Annotated in this window: 19 protein-coding genes and 1 pseudogene; 7 read left to right on the top strand and 13 right to left on the bottom strand. The window is 61.0% G+C overall.

Annotated elements, in window-relative coordinates; translation table 11 throughout:
- Position 1: 1 nt before the first annotated feature.
- The 7 genes and pseudogenes from D5261_RS10510 to D5261_RS10480 all read right to left on the bottom strand — a co-directional run bounded on the left by D5261_RS10510 (position 2) and on the right by D5261_RS10480 (position 4,972).
- Entirely contained in the window at positions 2-832 is an 831-nt protein-coding gene (locus D5261_RS10510) for a WD40 repeat domain-containing protein (RefSeq protein ID WP_119323691.1), read from the bottom strand.
- Entirely contained in the window at positions 822-1,976 is a 1,155-nt protein-coding gene (locus tag D5261_RS10505; RefSeq protein WP_119323692.1) for an ankyrin repeat domain-containing protein, read from the bottom strand. Before D5261_RS10505 ends, D5261_RS10510 begins: the two co-directional genes overlap by 11 nt.
- A gap of 102 nt (positions 1,977-2,078) precedes the next feature.
- A complete protein-coding gene (locus D5261_RS33410; RefSeq protein WP_354673125.1) occupies positions 2,079-2,294 on the bottom strand; it encodes a hypothetical protein in 216 nt (71 codons plus the stop codon).
- 21 nt (positions 2,295-2,315) lie between these two features.
- Positions 2,316-3,395, bottom strand: a pseudogene (locus D5261_RS33405) (ankyrin repeat domain-containing protein); the annotation flags it as partial.
- 12 nt (positions 3,396-3,407) lie between these two features.
- Complete coding sequence (locus D5261_RS10490) at positions 3,408-4,175, bottom strand: ankyrin repeat domain-containing protein (RefSeq protein WP_119323694.1); 768 nt, start codon at positions 4,173-4,175, stop codon at positions 3,408-3,410.
- Between the two features lie 33 nt (positions 4,176-4,208).
- Positions 4,209-4,478 (bottom strand): hypothetical protein, encoded by a 270-nt coding sequence (locus D5261_RS10485; protein ID WP_119323695.1) that lies wholly within the window; start codon positions 4,476-4,478, stop codon positions 4,209-4,211.
- A 182-nt stretch (positions 4,479-4,660) separates the two neighbouring features.
- Positions 4,661-4,972, bottom strand: coding sequence for a hypothetical protein (locus tag D5261_RS10480; protein ID WP_125206224.1), 312 nt, complete (start codon positions 4,970-4,972; stop codon positions 4,661-4,663).
- 107 nt (positions 4,973-5,079) lie between these two features.
- On the opposite strand from D5261_RS10480, the gene D5261_RS10475 reads away from it, so the two are divergent.
- From D5261_RS10475 to recO, 6 genes are all read left to right on the top strand, one after another.
- Complete coding sequence (locus D5261_RS10475; protein WP_119323697.1) at positions 5,080-5,625, top strand: TetR/AcrR family transcriptional regulator; 546 nt, start codon at positions 5,080-5,082, stop codon at positions 5,623-5,625.
- Positions 5,626-5,632: 7 nt separating this feature from the next.
- Positions 5,633-6,256, top strand: coding sequence for a phosphoribosylanthranilate isomerase (locus D5261_RS10470; RefSeq protein WP_119323698.1), 624 nt, complete (start codon positions 5,633-5,635; stop codon positions 6,254-6,256).
- Between the two features lie 223 nt (positions 6,257-6,479).
- Positions 6,480-7,700 carry a tryptophan synthase subunit beta gene (gene trpB / locus D5261_RS10465; protein ID WP_174721494.1) on the top strand — a complete coding sequence of 407 codons (1,221 nt, stop codon included), beginning with the start codon at positions 6,480-6,482 and terminating at the stop codon, positions 7,698-7,700.
- Between the two features lie 198 nt (positions 7,701-7,898).
- A complete protein-coding gene (gene trpA / locus D5261_RS10460; RefSeq protein ID WP_119323700.1) occupies positions 7,899-8,702 on the top strand; it encodes a tryptophan synthase subunit alpha in 804 nt (267 codons plus the stop codon).
- Positions 8,703-8,738: 36 nt separating this feature from the next.
- The gene (gene deoC, locus D5261_RS10455; RefSeq protein WP_119323701.1) at positions 8,739-9,440 is read left to right on the top strand and encodes a deoxyribose-phosphate aldolase; all 702 of its coding nucleotides are present in this window, start codon (positions 8,739-8,741) and stop codon (positions 9,438-9,440) included.
- A gap of 61 nt (positions 9,441-9,501) precedes the next feature.
- Positions 9,502-10,287, top strand: coding sequence for a DNA repair protein RecO (gene recO / locus D5261_RS10450; RefSeq protein WP_119323702.1), 786 nt, complete (start codon positions 9,502-9,504; stop codon positions 10,285-10,287).
- A gap of 109 nt (positions 10,288-10,396) precedes the next feature.
- Here the strand turns inward: recO and D5261_RS10445 are convergent, their stop codons facing one another.
- The 6 genes from D5261_RS10445 to D5261_RS10420 form a co-directional block, all read right to left on the bottom strand.
- Positions 10,397-12,109, bottom strand: a complete 1,713-nt coding sequence (locus tag D5261_RS10445; protein ID WP_119323703.1) for a hypothetical protein — start codon at positions 12,107-12,109, stop codon at positions 10,397-10,399.
- A 73-nt stretch (positions 12,110-12,182) separates the two neighbouring features.
- Positions 12,183-13,202 (bottom strand): anti-sigma factor family protein, encoded by a 1,020-nt coding sequence (locus D5261_RS10440; protein WP_119323704.1) that lies wholly within the window; start codon positions 13,200-13,202, stop codon positions 12,183-12,185.
- Positions 13,203-13,322: 120 nt separating this feature from the next.
- Positions 13,323-13,967: an RNA polymerase sigma factor gene (locus tag D5261_RS10435; RefSeq protein ID WP_218025716.1), complete on the bottom strand. Its 645-nt coding sequence runs from the start codon at positions 13,965-13,967 to the stop codon at positions 13,323-13,325.
- Between the two features lie 106 nt (positions 13,968-14,073).
- Positions 14,074-15,495, bottom strand: a complete 1,422-nt coding sequence (locus tag D5261_RS10430; RefSeq protein ID WP_125206226.1) for a hypothetical protein — start codon at positions 15,493-15,495, stop codon at positions 14,074-14,076.
- An 82-nt stretch (positions 15,496-15,577) separates the two neighbouring features.
- A complete protein-coding gene (locus tag D5261_RS10425) occupies positions 15,578-15,889 on the bottom strand; it encodes a TMEM14 family protein (RefSeq protein WP_119323707.1) in 312 nt (103 codons plus the stop codon).
- 55 nt (positions 15,890-15,944) lie between these two features.
- Complete coding sequence (locus tag D5261_RS10420) at positions 15,945-18,089, bottom strand: discoidin domain-containing protein (protein WP_165864494.1); 2,145 nt, start codon at positions 18,087-18,089, stop codon at positions 15,945-15,947.
- A gap of 106 nt (positions 18,090-18,195) precedes the next feature.
- Here D5261_RS10420 and D5261_RS10415 point away from each other — a divergent pair, with 106 nt between their 5' ends.
- Positions 18,196-19,191: a quinone oxidoreductase family protein gene (locus tag D5261_RS10415; RefSeq protein WP_119323709.1), complete on the top strand. Its 996-nt coding sequence runs from the start codon at positions 18,196-18,198 to the stop codon at positions 19,189-19,191.
- The last annotated feature ends 174 nt before the right edge of the window (positions 19,192-19,365 follow it).

Here is a 19,365-nt window from a genome sequence, read left to right as displayed (position 1 = left end):
TTCACAGGCGCCAAACCGTCAGCATTCCGTCCAGTCCGCCTGTGACGAGAAGCGAACCGTCTGGAGAGAACGCCGCGCAAAGCACGCCATTGTTGTAACCCATCGCCTCCTCAAACTCTGAATACGTTATCTCATGACGCATTTCCCAGCTTGCTGTGTCCCAGAGGCGAGCCACATTGTCCGCGCCGCCAGTCGCAAGCGTTTTGCCGTCGGGCGCAAAAGCCAATCCCCAGGCGGCAAGGTTGTGCGCTTGGAACAGATGCAATCGCCGCGCAAAGTCCGCGCTCCAAAGGCTCACCGATCCGCCGGGAGCGTGGGCGAGCGTGGCGAATTGACCGTTTGTAGAGAAAGCGACGGCGTATGCGTCATCAGTTCCGACGTTGGCTGTCCCAGTCATCGTTAAACTGTGAGGATCCCAAAACTCGACCGGACGATGCGCGCGTTCTTCGCTGTCTTCGTTCGGCTCGATCAGAACGATTTGGGAACCGTCAGGGCGATAGGCTAAGGACCACACGCCGCCAGACGCCGCAAGCACACCGATGACTTCCCAAGTGGATGTGTCAAAGACGACGGCGTCTTTGTGCAGTCCGCCGCTGATGAGGCGAGCGCCGTCCGGCGCAAAAGCGACGTGACCACGCCGATGCCCCGGCAGCGCTTGCGTCTCGCGCCAAGAGTTCGTGTCCCATAGGCGAACGACGCCATCGTAGCCGCCCGTGGCGAGCGTGGCCCCGTTCGGCGAAAATGAGGCGGAGGTCACTCCGTTCTCGTGCGCTGGAAACGACGCAAAGCGGCCTGGAGACATGCCGCTAGCGTCCGAGGCATCATCTCTCATTTTGCGTCTTCTTCACTATGTCGGCTTGCTCCAAAGTCTGTCGATACTTTTCCCAGTTCTCGCGCAACACTTTTTCCGTCTTCGTCTCCGGAATAGAAGCGGCTCCCGCTTGGAGCAATACCTCGGCAATGTCTGCACGCTGATCACTGATCGCAATTCGCAGAGGAGTTTGGCCCTTGGAATCGGGAATGTTCAGGTTGGCGCCGCGCGAGGCAAGAAGTTTTACGGCTTCGCGTTGGCCGACGTAAACCGCCAGATAAAGCGCTGTCCTGCCTTGCCTATCCACGCCATTGATATCTGCACCCCACTCTAACAGCAGGTCCAACACATCTGCATCACTGTGACGCAAGATGATGATATGCAGCGCGGTATAATTATCTTTGTCGACGCTGTGCACATCGGCCCCTCGTTTATGCAAGAGAAGCATCATCTCCGTGTTCCGACCAATGACCGCCGTCTTCATCGGCGTACTCCCATTATCACTCATCGTATTCACGTCCGCGCCTCGATCCAACAACAGTGAAACAAGATCGAAACGCGACTTTTGGACCGCGTGTGAGAGCGCGACGCGACCGAGCGTGTCCCGCAGTTCCAAATTTGCGCCGCGATCCAACAGCGCCACGCATAATTCCGAATGCCCGGCTATCACTGCTCCAGTCAGCGCCGTCATACCGCAGGAGTTTTGCGTGGCGATATCACTGCCCGTTTCCAGCATTCGCGCGACATCCAGCGCACGCCCCAGCAGCGCCGCCTCCACAATCCCAATCTTGGCGCCGGCAGTTATGAGCAGAGAAACAACATCACTGCGATCGGAGGAAGCTGCCATCACCAGCGCCGTCTGCCCCCACTGGTTGACAGCGTCCACTTCGGCGCCCGCGCCAATTAGCAGGTCCACGATGGCGGCGTGTCCCTTTTCTGAGGCGACCATGAGCACTGTCCGCTCCGCGCGGCTCCGAGCGTTGACATCAGCGCCGCACTCGATAAGCAGACGCACTGCGTCCAGTTGCCCGGCTCCGGCGGCCACAAGCAATACCGTATCTCCCGATGGGTTTAGCGCTGCCACATTCGCTTCGCTATCGAGCATCGCTCGAAGCGTTTCTAAATCGCCGGACTTCGCGGCTTCGATCAATGCGATGTCATTCATTTCGTCTGCCTCCTCGCCGTCTTCAAATTTCGCGTCTAGGCTTCACGCGGCGTCCATCGGCGGCGCCATGAGCAAGCGGCGGCGGTTCGATGTCGTCGACGGTCATCGCTTCGCGCCCGCCTTTTTCAGCAGCGCCGTTACGGGCGCAAATCCCTGTTTCTGAGCGAGGCTGAGAGCGGTCGCGCCGTCGGAGGCCATGGCGGTCACATCGGCGCCGTGCTGCAGCAGGAGACGTACGATTTCGGGATGCCCATTGGGATTGGGAAGATCGGATGGCGAATCGAGAGGGCCATGGTCGGTAAATTCGGCTTCGTGCATTCGCTCTGTGCGGATGAGATCGTTGGAGCCGTCGTCAATGGCGAGCATCAGAGCCGTCCGGCCCTTTTTGTCGCGCCGGTTGACATCGGCGTGATGGGCAAGAAGCAGAACGGTCAATCCCGGGTCGTTTTCCATAGCCGCGCGCATGAGCGCGGTTTGTCCCTGCAAGTCCGTGAGGTCCACTTTCGCGCCATGCGCGAACAGCATCTTCGGAAGGTCCGGCAGATCGCAGGAGACGCACTGCATGAGCGGCGTCGCCCCGCGCGCGTCGGCCAGGTTGACGTCCGCGCCATGCGCCAGCAGCATCTCCACCGTTTTGCGCCCGAACTGCTCGGATGCGCGCACGTCGGCCAGGGCCGATGCAGACAGAGGCCCATCGTCTGGGTTTGTCTCGTCAAAACGCGCCATTCTCCAGGAATCGATCGCGCCCATCAATGCTGTTTTGCCGTCGTCTAAGCCGCCGGCAGGTCCCACGGCGCCGCGCCCGTTGACGTATGCGCCTTTGTTCAAAAGCAATTCGACAATCCCCGCCTGCCCGCCGTTCGCGGCCAGAAATAGCAGATGGCTGTCGCGGCTCTTCACATTAACCCCGCCGCCGAGCAATAACTCAACGATGCGCCAGCGAGCCTCATACACAGCATCGCCGCGCGGCCCGTAGTTCGACGGAGCATCGATAGGTCGGCGGATAAATCCGTCGCCGGCTTGCTGAATCGCGATCTCCAGGGCGTCGCCGCCCTGCGCGCCTTTCAGGTTTACTCCACGCTTAATCAGCAGCGCCACGACGGCGACCTGCGCCTGAGTCACGGCGTTTGTGAGCGGCGTCATCACCCCGCTCGGCTTTTCGACTGCGGCGTTAATGTTCGCCCCATGATCCAGGAGAAGACCGGCCAAGGCGGCGTCGCCGAAGAGAGCGGCCAGATGCAGCGCCGTGACCCCGTCCGAGCGTTTGCGGTTCACATCGGCCTTGCGATCCAGAAGCAGCCGCGCTATCTCGACATTGCCGGTGCGCATCGCCGCCATCAGCGGCGTCATCCCATGCGGATCAGGAGTATTGGCGTCCTCTCCGGCGTCCAGATGCGCGCGTAGGCGCGCGAGATCACCAAACTGGGCGGCTTACACAAGGGTCATCGGCGAATGGTCGCGCAGCAGCGCGGTGGCGTCATCCCATCCACGTCCCGATGTCCATCGAATCGCCGTCCATCCTCGCTTGTCCCGCAGGGCCGGATCCGCGCCGTGCGCCAGCAAAGCGCGGATCACATTGACCTTGCCTTGCTGCGCCGCCAGGATCAGCGGAGTTACCCCGTTCTCGTCCGGTAAGTTCGTATCAGCGCCGTGTTCGAGAAGGCATAAGATCACCGGCGACGCTTCCTGATCGCCTCTCCCGCTCTCGGCGATCGCATTGTAGAGCGCGGTCGCGCCCTGAGGCCAGCGCTTTGCCTGGGCGTTGATATCGGCTCCCTTCGCCAATAGCCGCTGGACGGATTCGACGTCATTCATATCCACCGCCGCCATCAGCATCGTGCGGCCAGACTCTTCATCGGCGGCGTTTGGCGCGGAAACGTTCGTCACAAGCAAACGAAAAATCGGCAAATAGTCCTTGCGTAAATCGGGCGAGCCCAGCGCCGCCATCGTGATGGGTATTCTGTTCGTTTGCCCTTCCCAGCCCAGCAGCGCGTCCGCGCTTGCTCCCTGGTGAAGCGCGCTTTGAACGCCCGCCAGATCCACGCGCAGAACGGCGCTCACCAGTCGATTGTTCAGCGGCGTATCCGGCGTCACAATCCGTTTCGGCGCTGCCGTTGAGACAGACTGCGCGTGATTTGAGTACGCCATCAGCGTTCCCATACCCAGAACCGCGAATAGAACAAAGATTGGACGTTTCATTCCGTTTCGCTCCAGAGATTATTCAGCGCCACGCTAGCGGCCGGCGCCGTCGTTCCGATGGTCCAACATGCGAGCGATCGTCTCCGTTTGGCGCTCCATGACGTCGTTATGACGGCGCAGCTCCATGAGGAGCTGCTGCTGAAACTCGTGCTGCTCCCGGCGCGTTTCTTCCAGTCGCAGCCTGGTGTCGCGCATGATATCCATCGATCCGCCCGAGAAGTTCTTCGTCATCAACGGAACAAGGGAGGCAAGAACAAGGACAACAACTGGGATCAGTGCAATAAACAAGAAGTCGTGATTCATGGGAGCCTCTTCGCCATTTCTAGATTTGATATTTTGCTCACGCATCCGACGGAATGGACGGCGTTTGCTCGGATTCGCTTCCAAACGCCGCCATGCGCCAATGCGTTCCCCAAAGCTTGTGACACAAGCTGGCGGCAAAGGTTGCAGGAGGCCAGAGTCTATTCACGCTGGCGCAGCGGCGTTCAGTGATGCTTCTCCAAAACGACGATCCTTACGCCATCGCCAAGTATCCATTCGTGGGCAAAATAGAAATACTCTTCTGGGTAATCACTGTAGTATCTTCTTGCAATTTCGTGCAGGTGGACCTCCGCCTCACTCTTCCAAAAATCGAAACATCCCTTGGCTGCTATCCATCTCATTGGATGACCGGTATCCACAACGACAAAAGATACAGGGCCAAGTCGGAGTAATCCTTTAATATCGTCCTTCGACAACTGACGGCCTTTCACAGCCTCCAGCGGGCCATCATTATTCCAAAGGTTATCCAGAGGCATCCTGCCTACTAAGCGCTCGTGTGAATCCATGCGTTAAAGATACCTGCCATTATCGCAAATTTGTCTTGCACTTGAATACTGTACTGTCCGGACGGTATACTATCCCCATGTACGCAAACAGCAAAAAGGCGATGCTGCTTCAGGCGGCGGCGCGGATCGTGCGGCGGGACGGGGTGTCCAAGCTGACGCAGGATGCGCTGGCGGAGGAGGCGGGGGTGAGCAAGGGCGGCGTGCTGTATCACTTTCCGAGCAAGTATGCATTGATTGCGGCGCTGGCCGAGGAGCGGATTGCGCGGTTTGAAGGGCGGATTGAGGGGTTTTCGTCGGAAGATGGCCAAGAGGATGGACGGTGGACGCGGGCTTATGCGCAAGCGTCGGCCGAGCCTCAGGAGGACGGGGATCCTTCGGTGGGCTTGATGGCGGCGGCCGCCAGCGATCCGGCGGTGATGGAGAGGATTCGGGCGCGATTTGGGGAGTGGCAGTCGCGCGCGGAGGCGGACGGGATCGATGATGCCACGGCGACGCTGCTGCGCCTGGCGGCGGATGGGCTGTGGCTGACGGAGATGCTGGGATTAGCGTCTCCCAAAGGCGAACTGCGCGAGCGGGTGGTGGCGCGGATGCTGGAGCTCGCACAGAGTGCGAAGAGAGTATAATCATCTTATGACACGGGTTAAGATTTGTGGAATTACGAACCGCGAGGATGCGGAGGCGGCGGCGGCGTACGGAGCGGACGCTCTGGGGTTTATCGCGGTCCCTCACTCGCCGCGCTTTGTTTCGCCGGAGCGGTTTGAGGAGATCGCCGCGCAGCCGCCTTTGTTTGTCAAACGCGTCGTCGTGGTGATGCATCCCGAGGACGCGAATAACTACCCCGCCGACTACATTCAATATTACCACGAGACCACGGATAAGGGGCAATCCCGACGCAATACGCACTGGCGCATCAAATGCTTTCGAATGAAGGATGCGTCCACGCTCGATGAGATCCAGGCGTTCTCCGATCCGGTTTCGGCCCTATTATTGGACACATATCACAAGGACAAGCTGGGCGGCGCGGGCGAGACATTCAATTGGGACCTTGCCGTAGAGGCGAAGCGCCTGAGCGGCAAGGCCATTATCCTCGCCGGCGGCCTGACACCGGAGAACGTCGCCGACGCCCTGGAAGCCGTGCGCCCGGAATGCGTGGATGTCGCGTCCGGCGTCGAAAGCAGTCCCGGCGTGAAGGACCACGCGAAGGTGAAGGCGTTCATTAAAGCCGTCCGCGCATGGGACGCGCGGCAATCTTAGCAATCAGCATCCGATCCTACAAGTGGAAGCTTGTGGGCAAGGCGGGAGCAAAGTCCGCTCAAGCAGACTCTGGGATTACGCCGCCGCTCTCGTAATTCCTCAACCTGCTTCAGCGGGTTTCGCCCCAGCAAAGCCTACAACCTTCCAGTTGTAGGAGACAAGCATTTGACAACGCCCGCGCGCGGGTGATAGAATATCAGCGTAAGCAGAAAGAAGTACGAACATGGCAGTTGACACACTTTCGGCCGAGAATTTGTATGTCGCGGACGCGCAGGGGCGGTTCGGCGGCGAGTTCGGCGGACGTTTTGTCCCCGAAACCATCATCCCCGCGCTGGACGAGCTGACCGAGGCGTACGCCAAGGCCAAGGCCGACCCGGCGTTTCAGGAAGAATTCGCCTACTACTGCAAGGATTATGTCGGCCGCCCCACCCCGCTGTTTTTCGCCGAGAAGATGACGCGTGAGCTCGGCGGCGCGCAGATCTATCTCAAGCGCGAGGACCTGGCGCACACCGGCGCGCACAAGATCAATAACGCGCTCGGCCAAATTCTCCTCGCCAAGCGCATGAACAAGCCGCGCATCATCGCCGAAACCGGCGCCGGACAGCACGGCGTCGCCACCGCGACGGCGTGCGCGCTCTTCGGCTATGAGTGCGAAGTGTATATGGGCGAGGAAGATGTCGAGCGCCAGAAGCTCAATGTCATCCGCATGAACCTGCTCGGCGCGAAGGTCATCCCCGTCTCCAGCGGCACGCGCACTTTGAAAGACGCCTTGAACGAGGCGATGCGTGACTGGGTCACCAATGTCCGCAACACGCACTACATCATCGGCACCGTCGCCGGCCCGCACCCCTACCCCACGATGGTCCGCGATTTCCAGAGCATCATCGGCATCGAATCGCGCCAGCAGATTCAGGAAGAGACGGGCGGCCTGCCGGACGTGGTCGTCGCCTGCATCGGCGGCGGATCGAACGCCATGGGCATCTTCTACCCGTTCGTGCATGACGCCGGCGTTCGCCTGATCGGCGTGGAAGCCGCCGGCCACGGGCTGCATACGGAGCATCACGCCGCGACGCTGACCGCCGGCTCCAAAGGCGTTCTCCACGGCTCCGCATCGTATGTCCTTCAGGATACACACGGCCAGGTGCGCAGCACCCACTCAATCTCCGCCGGCCTGGATTACCCCGGCGTCGGTCCCGAGCACGCGCATTTCAAGGAGCAAGGCCGCGCCGAATACGTCTCCGTCACCGACGAAGAAGCGCTCGACGCCTTCCAGTGGGTCGCCAAATCCGAAGGCATCATCCCGGCGCTGGAAAGCTCCCACGCCTTCGCCCACGTCCGCAAGCTGGCCCCGACGCTTCCGAAAGAGCAGAAGCTGATCGTGTGCCTCTCCGGACGCGGCGACAAAGACGTCGATCAAGTCGCGCGGCGGCTGGGGCTGTTGTAGCATTTCCCCGGTTATGAAACCCGGGTCTGTGAGATGCTTCGCATCTAACCGTCCGTGCCGGACGGAGGATATGTTCATCGATCACCGGCATTTGCGTCCGGCACGGACGCTTAGCGCATTGCGCTCCCAGACCCGGGTTTCATAACCGGGGGTATTGGAGCGCGGTTATCGCAACAAGCTACGAATTGTAACCATACTATGCCATCCCGATTACCTCAAACATTCGCCGCACTGAAGAATAAAAACGAAGGCGCGCTGGTCGCCTTCCTCACCGCCGGCGATCCCGGCGTCGAGAGCACTCCCGACCTGATCGCGCTGATCGCGGAAGCCGGCGCGGATGTCGTGGAGCTGGGGATTCCCTACTCCGACCCGCTTGCGGACGGGCCGATCATTCAGGCGTCCTCGCAGCGGGCGCTGGACCGGGGCGTCACGCCGCCGATGTCGCTGGATCTCGTACGCCAGGCGCGAGAGAAGACGCAGGTTCCGATCGTTCTGATGACGTCGTATAACCTGGTCTGGATCTATGGGCTGGAGCGGTTCGCGAAGGACGCGGCGGAGGCGGGCGCGGACGGAGCGATCCTGACGGACCTGCCGCCGGAAGAAGCGGAGCCGTGGAAGGCGGCGGCGCAGGCGCATGGAATCTCCACCGTGTTTCTGGTGGCGCCGACTTCGACGACGGAGCGCATCGCGCGCATCGCCGGCAGCAGCACCGGATTTGTTTACTGCGTCTCGCGCACGGGCGTGACGGGCGCACGTAAGGAGATGCCGGCGGACTTGCCGCAATTGATCGACCAGATCCGGGCGGCGACCGATACCCCGGTGTGCGTCGGCTTCGGCGTATCCAATCCCGAGCATGTCGCGCAGGTTTGCGCCATGGCGGACGGCGCCGTGGTCGGCAGCAAATTAGTAGAGTTTCTGCACCAAAACGCCGACAATCCCGGCAGAGACGCCGCCGTCCGCGATCTTGTCTCCGGCTGGAAGGCCGCCACACGCCGATTCTGACACACACGCGTTCAAGGAAGTAGATCACAAGCCCAGATGTACAGCAAACAGCAATTCGCCAAGATGATCGACAATACGCTGCTGCGTCCGGACGCCACCCGCGACGACGTACTGCGTCTCTGTGAGGAAAGCGCCAAGCGCCATTTTGCCAGCGTCTGCATCTTCCCCTGCTGGGTGGGAACCGCCGTCCGCGCCCTCGAAGCGTCGGACGTCAAAGTCTGCACCGTGATCGACTTCCCGTTCGGCGCCGGCACGCGCCTCGCCAAAGTCTACGAGACCAAGAACGCCATCGCCAATGGGGCGAAAGAGCTGGATGTTCTCCTGAATATCAGTAAGTTCAAATCCGGCGACTACGAAGCCATCGCCCAGGACCTGCGCGATGTGATCGAAGCGGCCCGCCCGGCGAACCTGATGGAGGATTCGCGGCGAGTGCTCGTCAAGATCATCATCGAGACCTGCTACCTTACCGACGCCGAAAAAGAAATCGCCAGCCGCCTCGTGCGCGACGCCGGCGCGGACTTCATCAAAACCTCCACCGGCACCGGCAAAGGCGGCGCAACCCCCGAGGACATCCGTCTGATCCGCCGCGCCGTCGGCCCCAACACCATCGGCATCAAGGCGTCGGGCGGCATCAAAACGATCGAAAGCGCCATGCAGATGCTGGACGCCGGCGCGAACCGCATCGGAACCTCGTCCGGCGCGGCGCTGTACAACGCTTATAATCCGGAAGGGAAGTAAGTCCCTATTCCCCAAAGCGCGGGGGAATAGGGACGAGCCCACCGGGTATAATCCCCTCACCATGCCTGCCTACAACACCGTCGCCATCGTCATCCGTCGATTGAATTACGGCGAGACTGACAAGATCCTCACGCTCTACTCGCGCGATCGCGGCCGTATCTCGGCGATTGCAAAGGGCGCGCGTAAGGCGATCTCGCGCATGTCGGGGTCGACGGAGTTACTCACCTGCACGCGGTTCCAGCTCGCGACGGGTAAGTCTCTGGAGATCGTGACGCAGACGGAAATCAAAGAGTCGTTCACCGATCTTCGCCAGGATATCCAGCGGCTGGCGCACGGGCTCTACTTCGCCGATCTGATCGACCATGTGGTCGCCGACCACGATCCCAACCCCGTCCTCTACGATCTGCTGCTTTCGGGCCTGTACATCCTCCAGCGCGTCACCCCGCCGGAGCTTGCGGCTCGCTGGTTCGACATCCAGCTGCTTCAGGACCTTGGCTACGCGCCGGACCTCGCCAACTGCGCCGTCTGCCGCGAGTTCCTGCCCGGCCACTTCGCCCACGACGAAGAGTTCGCCCTCTCCGCCTCCCTCGGCGGCGCGATCTGCCCACGCCACGCCCACCCCGCCCGCAACGCCGACCACAGCGCCCTGGACTACGAGGGCCTGACGCTCCTGCAAACCTTGCAGCGCTTCGGCCCCGACAACGGACATTTAACGGCGCAGCTGCCGACGCCGTCGGCGCGCGCGCTCAACCAGACGCGCCTGGCGCTGCGGCGATATCTGAGGTTCCGGATCGAGAGAGAGTTGAAGAGTTTGGAGTTTTTGGATAGCCTAGGGTATGTGGCGTGACGGAAGAATGCTTCGGGTCACTCTTCATCAGAGTCAGAAGGCTGGCGAATGATAAGAATGCCCGGCGAATGACGCATCTTATCATTGGCCTTGTGATAGAGGGCCTCCCCTAAAACTTCATCCCCAAACTCGCATTCGCCGTGTATGCATTCGCGTTATTCACCGCAGTCCCCACGCTTTGCTGCACTGTGCCGTCCACGGCGAGCTGGAAGCGGTCGCCGACGTTGTGCTTGAAGCCGACGCTGTAGGTGGAGGCGCCGTGCGGGGCGGTGGTGACATCGTCTAGACTTTGCTGGAATCCGCCGGTGAGCTGTGTGGTGGAGGAGAGGCGCAGGCCCAGCGCGAGATGGACTCCGGCGCCGAGGGTTTGGGCGGCGTAGCATTGACGCCAGTCGTAGCCCCCGGAGAGGCTCAGGGCGCCGACGTTGGTTTCGAGGCCGAAGCCGCGCTGCTCGATTTGCTGCGGGGTTCCGCCGTCATCGGCGTTGCGGACGTAGGACCCGGTGACGCGCAGGCGCGATGGCCCGAGCGCGACTTTGGCCGAGGTGGTGTCCAGCGAGTTCTGCGGAGTTTGCGCGCCCTGCATCATATCGCGACTCTTGTAGGCGGCGCTTACCGACAGATCCCGGGCCGGGAGAACCGTGCCGTCCACCGAGGTGATGAGCGCATTGCCGGTGCTGTCCTGCTGGGTGTTGACGCTGGTGTTCAACGTCACCTTGCTGTTCGGCGCGAAGCGCAGGCCCGCGCCCTGCTGGCTGGTCACTGAGGAGCCCGTGCGTGACTGCGCGGCGTTCGTCGTGACGGCCACCGTCTTGCTCACGCCGACGGCGGCGCCCAGGTTCATCGTCTGCGTGTCGCTGGCGGTCCCGGCGGTGTCCGTCGTGGCGTAGTTGGCGGTGACCTGTGTGTTGCCGGCCGGCTTGGCGTCCACGGCGACACTCGCAGTGTGCGAAACGGCGGCGCCGTGCGTGGCGTTTTCCTGGAGATTGGTCTGGATCTTGAGCTTCTGATTGGGCGTGAGAGTCATCGCGGCGGCGATCTGCGATGTCGCCGCCGCTGGGTTAGCGGCGGTGGCGTCCTGGCTGTAGGTGAGCGATGTCGTCATCGTACGCGACGGCGCCATCTGAAGTCCCAGGCCGAGGTGCTGATTGCCGACCTGCAAGCCGGCGTCGGTGGGAAGGTTGGTCAGACTGCTGCTGTCCCGGCTCAGGTTGAACGACAGACGGGTCGTGCGGCTGGCGTTCGTCCCTCCCGCCAGAGACCAGCCCATGCGATCTTTATCCGTGGGCGTCCCGTCGCCCACGGACGGGGCGAAGAAGAACCGGGTCGTGAGCTGCGTGTTGTGCCCGCCCTGCCAGCCGGTGCCCACGCCGAGGGTGAGCGCGTCCTGCCCGCTGCCGACCGTCGAGTCGGTGGTGTTCTTTCGATAAAGCGCGGAGACAAAGAGGTTGGAGGTTTCGGACTGCGCGAGATTCAATTGCAGCGGCATGATCAGGCTGTTGCTGACCGCGTGCGCCGTTTCGGAATCGTAAATATATTCGACCGTGGCGGTGGAGTGCGTGCTGAGCGGATTGACGAACGTCACCGTGCCAGCGTCGGGGTCGAACGTGTAATCCAGTCCGCGCAGCTGCGGCAGGGTGTTGACCGTGACGGCCTCGCCCGTGCGGACGATGTTCTTCCAGGACAGGGCGTAGGGCCCCGCCGTGCCGTTGCCGATCAGAACTTCCTTCTGAATGCGCGTGGCGGCCTGAACCGATCCGGCGGATCCGAAGATGGCCGCCGCTCCCGCGAAAACCGTGGCGCGAAAATAAAAAGAACGCATCACTGCTATGTCACTCTCCCGGAGCAATAGAGCAATGATGCGTCTCATTTGTTTCAAACATTTCCGTCAAAAATTAACGTTTGTCGAAAACCTGGTATGTCGTGTCGTTCAGCTTCCGCACGCCGTAGCTGACGGAGCCCGCGACCGTGTTAAGGGCCTTGGAGACATCGTCGCCGGACGTCCATCCCGCAGCCGCCACCGTCGGAGACGAAGTGGCGTCGGCGATCACCGTCACATGATAGACGGAGGCGATGGCGCGCAGCGTATCGTAGAAGTTGCCATTCGCCGTCGGCGGCGTGGCCGGTCCGCCGTCGCTCACGTCAAAGGGCGTGAAGACGACCTGGGAACCACCATGCGACGGATCGCTGTCCGACTGCCAGTTGACCAGCATGTCCAGCGTCGCGCCCGGCTCGGGCCGCTTGGCGCGCGCCACCGGGATCTGCATCTCTTCGTCGTTGCTCAGCGTCATCGGCGCGCTGAGCGCGAGATGAGCGTCCGAGGCGCGGATAGCCGGATCGGTAATCTGATCGCTCGATGTGACGACAAAGGCGTTCACCGTCGCGCTCTGCACGTTCTGCGGCAGATGGATGTGGAAGTAATGGTAGAAGTTCCCATCCGTTCCCATCCCTGTCGAAACGCCCTGGATCATCAGCGGCGTCGCATCCGGCGCTGGGGTGTTAATTCCCGGGAACATCGTGCCGGGGGTGGTTCCAGGATGGTTAATCGCAGGATTAAACACGACGCCGGCGACCACCAGGGCGGCGACTCCCGCCAATAGTCCGCCGCTCAGTCGCCGGCGTCCAGAGGGCGCGAACCACTCGCGGATGGCGTCGCCGAGCGAGCGCGGGGCCGAAGCCCGGCGTTCCTGCTCGGCGGTCGCCAATTCCATGACCTTGGCGCGGAATCCCAGCGGGACATCGATATCCACCGGCGCGCTGTCGCCCAGAACGGCGAAGATGCGCGCGAATTCGTCATAATCGGCGCGAGCCTCCGCGTCCGCGTCAAAGTGCTGCTCCAGAGCCAATTTCATGGCCGGGGTCAGCGTCCCTTCCGCATAGTCCGAATAGAGTTCGCGCGCTCGTTCGAGCTTCATGGCAGTGTTTCCGGTTTGGATCAAAATTCAGGCGCAAAACCGCCTGAAATCAATGGCGTCATCGTCTCATAAATTTGGGCGGCGCCGCGCCATTGCGGGCCGCTTGGGTGTATGACGCCGTCACGCGTTGAAAAGTTCCCGCAGCGGAGTCAATTTTTCCTTGAGCGCGAGTCGGGCGCGGTTGAGTCGGCTTTTCACCGTTCCGATCGGCAGATCCATGATCTCGGCGATCTCTTCATACGACTTCTGCTGCGAGTGATACAGCACGACCATGGTTCGCTGGTACTCGGGCAGCGACGAGACGGCGTCCTGAAGGATCTTCCCGCGCTCGGCCTCTTCGGTCAGATCCTCGGGCGACGGCCCCGGATCCTCGATCTGGCGCGCGACCGCCGATTCGCCCAGCTCCATCTGCTCGTCCAGCGAGGTCTGCGGGTGCGCCTTGGCCTTTTTGCGCTCGTCTAAGAAGACATTGGTGGTAATCCGAAACAGCCATGTCGTGAACGAAGCATCGCCCCGGAAGCTTCCGATCGCGTTGAACACGCGCACAAAAGCGTCCTGCGCGACATCGTTTGCATCGTCATAACTACCCGTCAATCGATACGCGAAGTTGTAGACCGGCTTCTCGTACCGCTTCACCAGTTCGTTGAACGCCGCCAAGTCCCCTTGCTTGCAGCGTTCGATAATCGCTTTTTCTTCCGGCGACACGTACAGCTTACCTCTCGCCTGCGGCGCATTCGCCAGTTTTTTCTGAAGTACAAATGACACGGTTAGGCTCGCTTTTGAAGAACATTACTCATGTTCTTACCCAACGAGCCGCAAATATATTCCGGGGCGTAGTAGGCCAAAGTATAGCCAATCACGCACGAAACTGTCAAGACGGCGAAGACGACGCGCCTGAAAGAGGCTCCAGATGGAGATTCGAAAATGTCACAGCGCTATCATTACCGCCAACACCCCAGCACTGTTTCGGAAACCGGGGATCTTTAACGTGACAATTGAGAGTCTGTTTTCCGTCGAGACGAACAATGATGTCATGATTGCGCACGCTCACCTCTAGATGATGGCGCGGATACTGAAAAATTTCAACGGCGCCCCTGTAGACCACTGCAATATGATACGCTCCGTCATATGACATGATAGCGATGCAATTCTTATTGAAATCGATCAAATAATAATAGTCGCGAGTGGCGTTACTGAGAACAATATCCACTCGCCGCGATCCCTTCGGAGAGAGATCAATGTCGGTAAAGATTTTAAAGTTGGGAGAGCATATCGCTCGTTTATTGAAGGCGATAGTCGCCTGATTTGCAAACGATTCGGACCGAAGATCACCATTCTTCAAAATTTGAACATTTCCGTTTCGAGCAAACCACGAAAATATGCGCGTGCGGGCAACGTACGATTTATATTCCGAATTCAACGTCTTTCCCGAATCGCCGCTGAAGAGTTCTAAAAAACGTGAGTTTGTCCTTTCCCATGTATTTTTCGAAGCCGATGCGGCGTTTACCTCTTGAAGAAATTGGCGAAATCTTGCCCGCCTCTTTGCGTTGCTGGGAGAACCGTCATCCAGCATGCGGATAAGCGTGTACGCCTCTCCATACAATTGGCTACAATAATAAGGGTTATGCCCGACAAAATGATCCATCATCATTTTGTGGAATGAGAGTAATTGGCGGCGATGTATCGCATTTTCCACATTCTCAAAATCGGCACTGTACCAATTCGACCTTTCTGCCTGGGGAGGACCATCGTCATTCATCGCTTCTTCAGACCACGCATCCGCAACACCTTCTTGAAGCCAATTGGGAGCATACGCATACGAGGGAAATAGCTGCTGATGAACGGCGTGGCATAATTCATGAGCAAGCACCGCCTCAGTAACAAAGACATCTTGAACAGGCGCGCCTCCAGGACCAGATTGCACTTGAATATACGAAACGCCTCTCCGGCATAGCCCTGTATTCGTATGGATATGATTAATCTCGACGTTGACCTTTTCGAAGTCCTTGGCCGTGTCGTAAAGGTAGACATCAAATCGTTGATCGGGCAATTGGGTGTGGAGGTTGTGGGCGTACCACTCCAAATCGTGGTCTGCGGATTTGACGAAATAATCAATGTGGTTTCGCTCTCCGACTGGCGCGAAGATGCGAACGTGCTTGCCTTCCGCAACGATGCCGTTGTAGGCTGGCGGCATGCGCCGGGAATGCCCGGACCATACAATAGCGCAGATGACAAAAAATAAAACGACTCCGTAAGGCAGTCGGATTTTTTTCGTTCCAACAGTAGCGTCCATACTTAATCATATCACAAAACGGCCGCCGCCGAGAGAGCGGGACCGTTGATGGTGATTTTTGATGTGACGAACGCTGCAAATATTAGCGCCGCACGACCGGGACAAATGAGGCGGCTATCACGATGGCGCTCAGCACGATTACGGGAATCGCGGGCATCGCCTTCTTGGTTTTCGTGTAGCGCACGATAAAGAGCACGGCGACGATAATCGCGAGCGCCGCTTCGGCGAGACGCACCGTGTCGTGGCGGCTCCCATAAAGGGCGGCGCCCGCCAGAGCGAGTGCGCCCGTTGTGATCCCGGAGATCAGCGACGCCTGGGACTTTGCCTTGGCGTAACCCATAATCCCGCCGCCGATCAATATCAGACCGTAGATCACATACAGAGTGATCATCATAATCAAATTATCCTTTTCTCAATACGATGTGCTTTATTATGCCCGCACAAGCCGATTATCGCACGATTCCGCGCTCCACGGTCAGGGAATACGGCGGCAGTGTCACCCCAGTATTCGCCGAGATTATTGTGCGCAGAGGCGGGCGGTTGGGTGATGCGTAGCCGTGGTCATCGGCGGGATGCCATCGATACTGCGATGGGCCGTATTGGAGCAGTGTCACCGGACCGCTCAGACGCTGTGAGGATTGGAAGCCGACTTGCACCCGATATGAGCGCTTGGGGTCTTTGTTCAGCAGCAATAGGCTCCAGCGGCCGTCGGGGCGGCGGGCGGCGTAGGCGGTGACGGGAGAAGGGGCGCGTGATCCGGCCACCGTGCAAATGGCGGGGTAGAGCTCCAGCGATTTCGCCCCCGGCTGCGACCATTCCTGGGTGAGCAGTTTAGCGCCGTAGTAGGCCGCGAACGGGCTTTGGATATGGCGGTCGTCGTCCGACTGAAAGAGCGAGAGGTTGCCCCAGGTGTTGCACTGGTCCAATTCCTTGATCAGCGTGTTCGGCTCGCAACCATAGAAATAAGCGCCGGCGCCGCCATGGGTCACGAAGTACGCGACGAGTTCGGCGTTCAGCAGCGCTCCGGGCAAGTCCACTTCTGGCTGGCCGGCGTAGGCGGAGTAGCCGTATTCGGTGATAAACCAGGGAATATCCGTGGGAATGCCGGCGCGGCGCCAGCGCTCCATGGCGTCGCTCAGCAGCTTGGGCAGCGCCGCGAGCTGCGGAGCGGGGGGAACGCACATCGCGTCGTAGGGGTAGCACTCGACGCTGAAGAAGCCAAGCTCCCGCGCGGCGCCGTGGGCGCGCAGATACGTAAGGAAACGGCGTGTCCAGGAACGGCTGGGCGCGCCGGCGTCCGGCCATGCGGGGACTTCCTCGGAGACGGTCTGGAAACAGGGACCGCCCAGGATCAGCGACGGGTCCTCCCGGTGCAGCGCCGCCGCCCACTGGACATAAAGCGCGCCGTAATCTTCGGGAGTCATATACTGGCCGTCCGGCTCCTCCCCCATCTCCACGCGCGAGATTTTATACCCGCGCGCGCGCAGCCAGCGGATCTCGGCGACGGAGTTCTCGGGAGTATCGTAGGCGAGGCCAACCGGAACCATCACGGGCAGGCCGCGCGTGAGGCCGCTGCGGTAGATCGTATCGAAACCGGGCTGCTCGACGTTCTGGTCGCGGTCCACGCCGCGATGCCAGGGATCGGTGGATGAGGCGTAGATCACGGTCTGGCGCGCGCTGTCCCTGGCGTGACGCACCCAGTCCTGGAATTTGCCATCGCGGTTCGCGCATCCGACGGACAGCTCGCGCACGGAGAATCCCAGACGGTCGCGCGGATCGCCGGCGACGCCCGATCCGCCGGCGCTGTCCTCCATGCGAATACGCACGAAGCGGCAGGAGATAGGGTGGCCCGCCAGCATAAGCCGAACGTCCCCGCCGGCGGCTCCGGTCACGACGCCTTTGGGGAAGGAACGCCAAACGCCGCTGTGGCTATAGGTATTGTCGATCCCGGAGGCGTCGGGGTTGTCTGGATCGTCCCAGTATTCGACCTGATAGCGTCGGGGATAGAGCGCTCCCCAGAGGATACGCAGGGAATCGACCGGGCGCGCGCGATCTAAGATGACCACCAGCCACTGCGGATGATCCTCCGATGCGTAGGGGCGCGCGAGGTAGGGATTGCTCTTCCAGAAGGTCGTCTCGTCGCCGTCGTCGATCCGCGAGTAGCCGTCTTTGTTTGCCTGATCGTAGGTGCTGCCGCGCCTCGGCAGGCGGTATCCGTTGCAGACCCCAATCGGCGGTCCGGCCTTCGAGTCCGATGTCCAGTATCCGGAATGTCCGGCGCTCCATGTCCCCTGCGGGTTCCAATGCCAGGCCTCGACGCCCAGCTCCGTCCGCAGGCGATAGGAGATCTCGCCAAATCCCGCCGTGTTGATCGCCTTGATATTGGCCGGCGTGTAGATCTTGGCGACATCGCCTTTTTCATAACCGTCCAGCGCCGCGCCGAACGCCGCGCGCGGGGCAACGGTGTTTGACGGCTTCGCCGCGACCGTGACCGTCACCATTTGCGGGGCGCCGGCGGCGGACAGCGCAGGAAGAAGCGCGCACAACAGCGAAACGGAGTTAACCGTCGTCCAAATCGTTCGAAAAATTCTCATAGCGCCTCCGGCCACGTCATTGTACCTGGCCGCAGGAACGAACGCCGCCGGGATTCCATTGGACATTTCAAGATGGACGGTCAACGATTACCGAGGAGCACTTTCGATGAGCACAGAAGACATCGCCATGCGCGCATTGCGCTTTGAGACCTTTGGAGATCCCTCCGTGCTCCAGCTCGCGCAGATCCCCAGGCCGCAGGCCGGACACGATGAAGTCGTCGTGCAGGTCCACGCCTCGGCGGTCAATCCCAGCGACGTGAAAAACGTCTCGGGCAAGATGCCGCACACCACGACGCCGCGCACGCCGGGGCGCGATTTCTCGGGCGTCGTGGTCGAAGGGCCGGCGCCGATGGTGGGGACGCATGTCTGGGGCACCGGCGGCGAATTGGGCTTCACGCGCGACGGCGCCCACGCCGAATGCCTTCTGCTGCCGCGCGGCGGCGTGCGCGTCAAGCCCAGCACATTGTCCCTGGATGAAGCGGCCTGTGTCGGGGTTGGTTACATCACCGCCTGGGCGGCGCTCGTGGATGGCGCCGGATTCATCAACCGGCAAACCGTGCTCGTGGTCGGCGCAACCGGCGCGGTCGGCAGCGCCGCCGTCCAGATCGCCGCCTGGCGCGGCGCGCATGTGATCGCCGCCGTGCGCGACGCCAGCCGGGAAGCGGAGGCGCGCGCGCTGGGCGCCAAGCACGTCGTTTTCACGGAGGATCCCATCACCTTCGCGGCGTCCGTCAAGGAGATCACCGACGGCCAAGGAGCGCAGGTGGCGCTGGACACAGCCGGCGGCGCGCAGCTCGACGCCACGCTGGCCGCCATGGCGCACAAGGGCCGCGTCGCCGTGATCGCCACTCCCGATCGCCATGTCCCGATCGACTTACTGTCGTTCTACCGACGCGAGCTGCGCCTGATCGGCGTCAACACGCTCAGCCTGAACGCCGCCGACTGCGCGCACATCCTCGACGACCTGGCCCCCGGCTTCGAAATCGGCGCCCTGCACGCCCCCCGGATCGGCGCGACATTTTCGCTCGAAGAAGCGGCGGACGCTTACAATCACGTCACGCACAGTAGAAGCGGCGGAAAAGTGCTGATGAAGATCAAATAGCAGGACGGCGTTCGGCCTTGCAAACCCATCCCGGCGCTTCGGTCGCCCCTTGGTAAACCCACCCCTGGCCTTCAGGTGCCCCCTCCCTGGCAAACCCACCCCGGCGCTTCGCGCCACCCCTCCCGCCGACGGGAAGGGTTTGTAGGATTGCCTCTTACGAGAGTCGTCTACGAT

The organism is Capsulimonas corticalis (assembly GCF_003574315.2).
Lineage (GTDB): Bacteria > Armatimonadota > Armatimonadia > Armatimonadales > Capsulimonadaceae > Capsulimonas > Capsulimonas corticalis.
The sequence above is the reverse complement of the archived record's forward strand: the minus strand, read 5'-3'. Positions and strand labels throughout refer to the sequence as shown.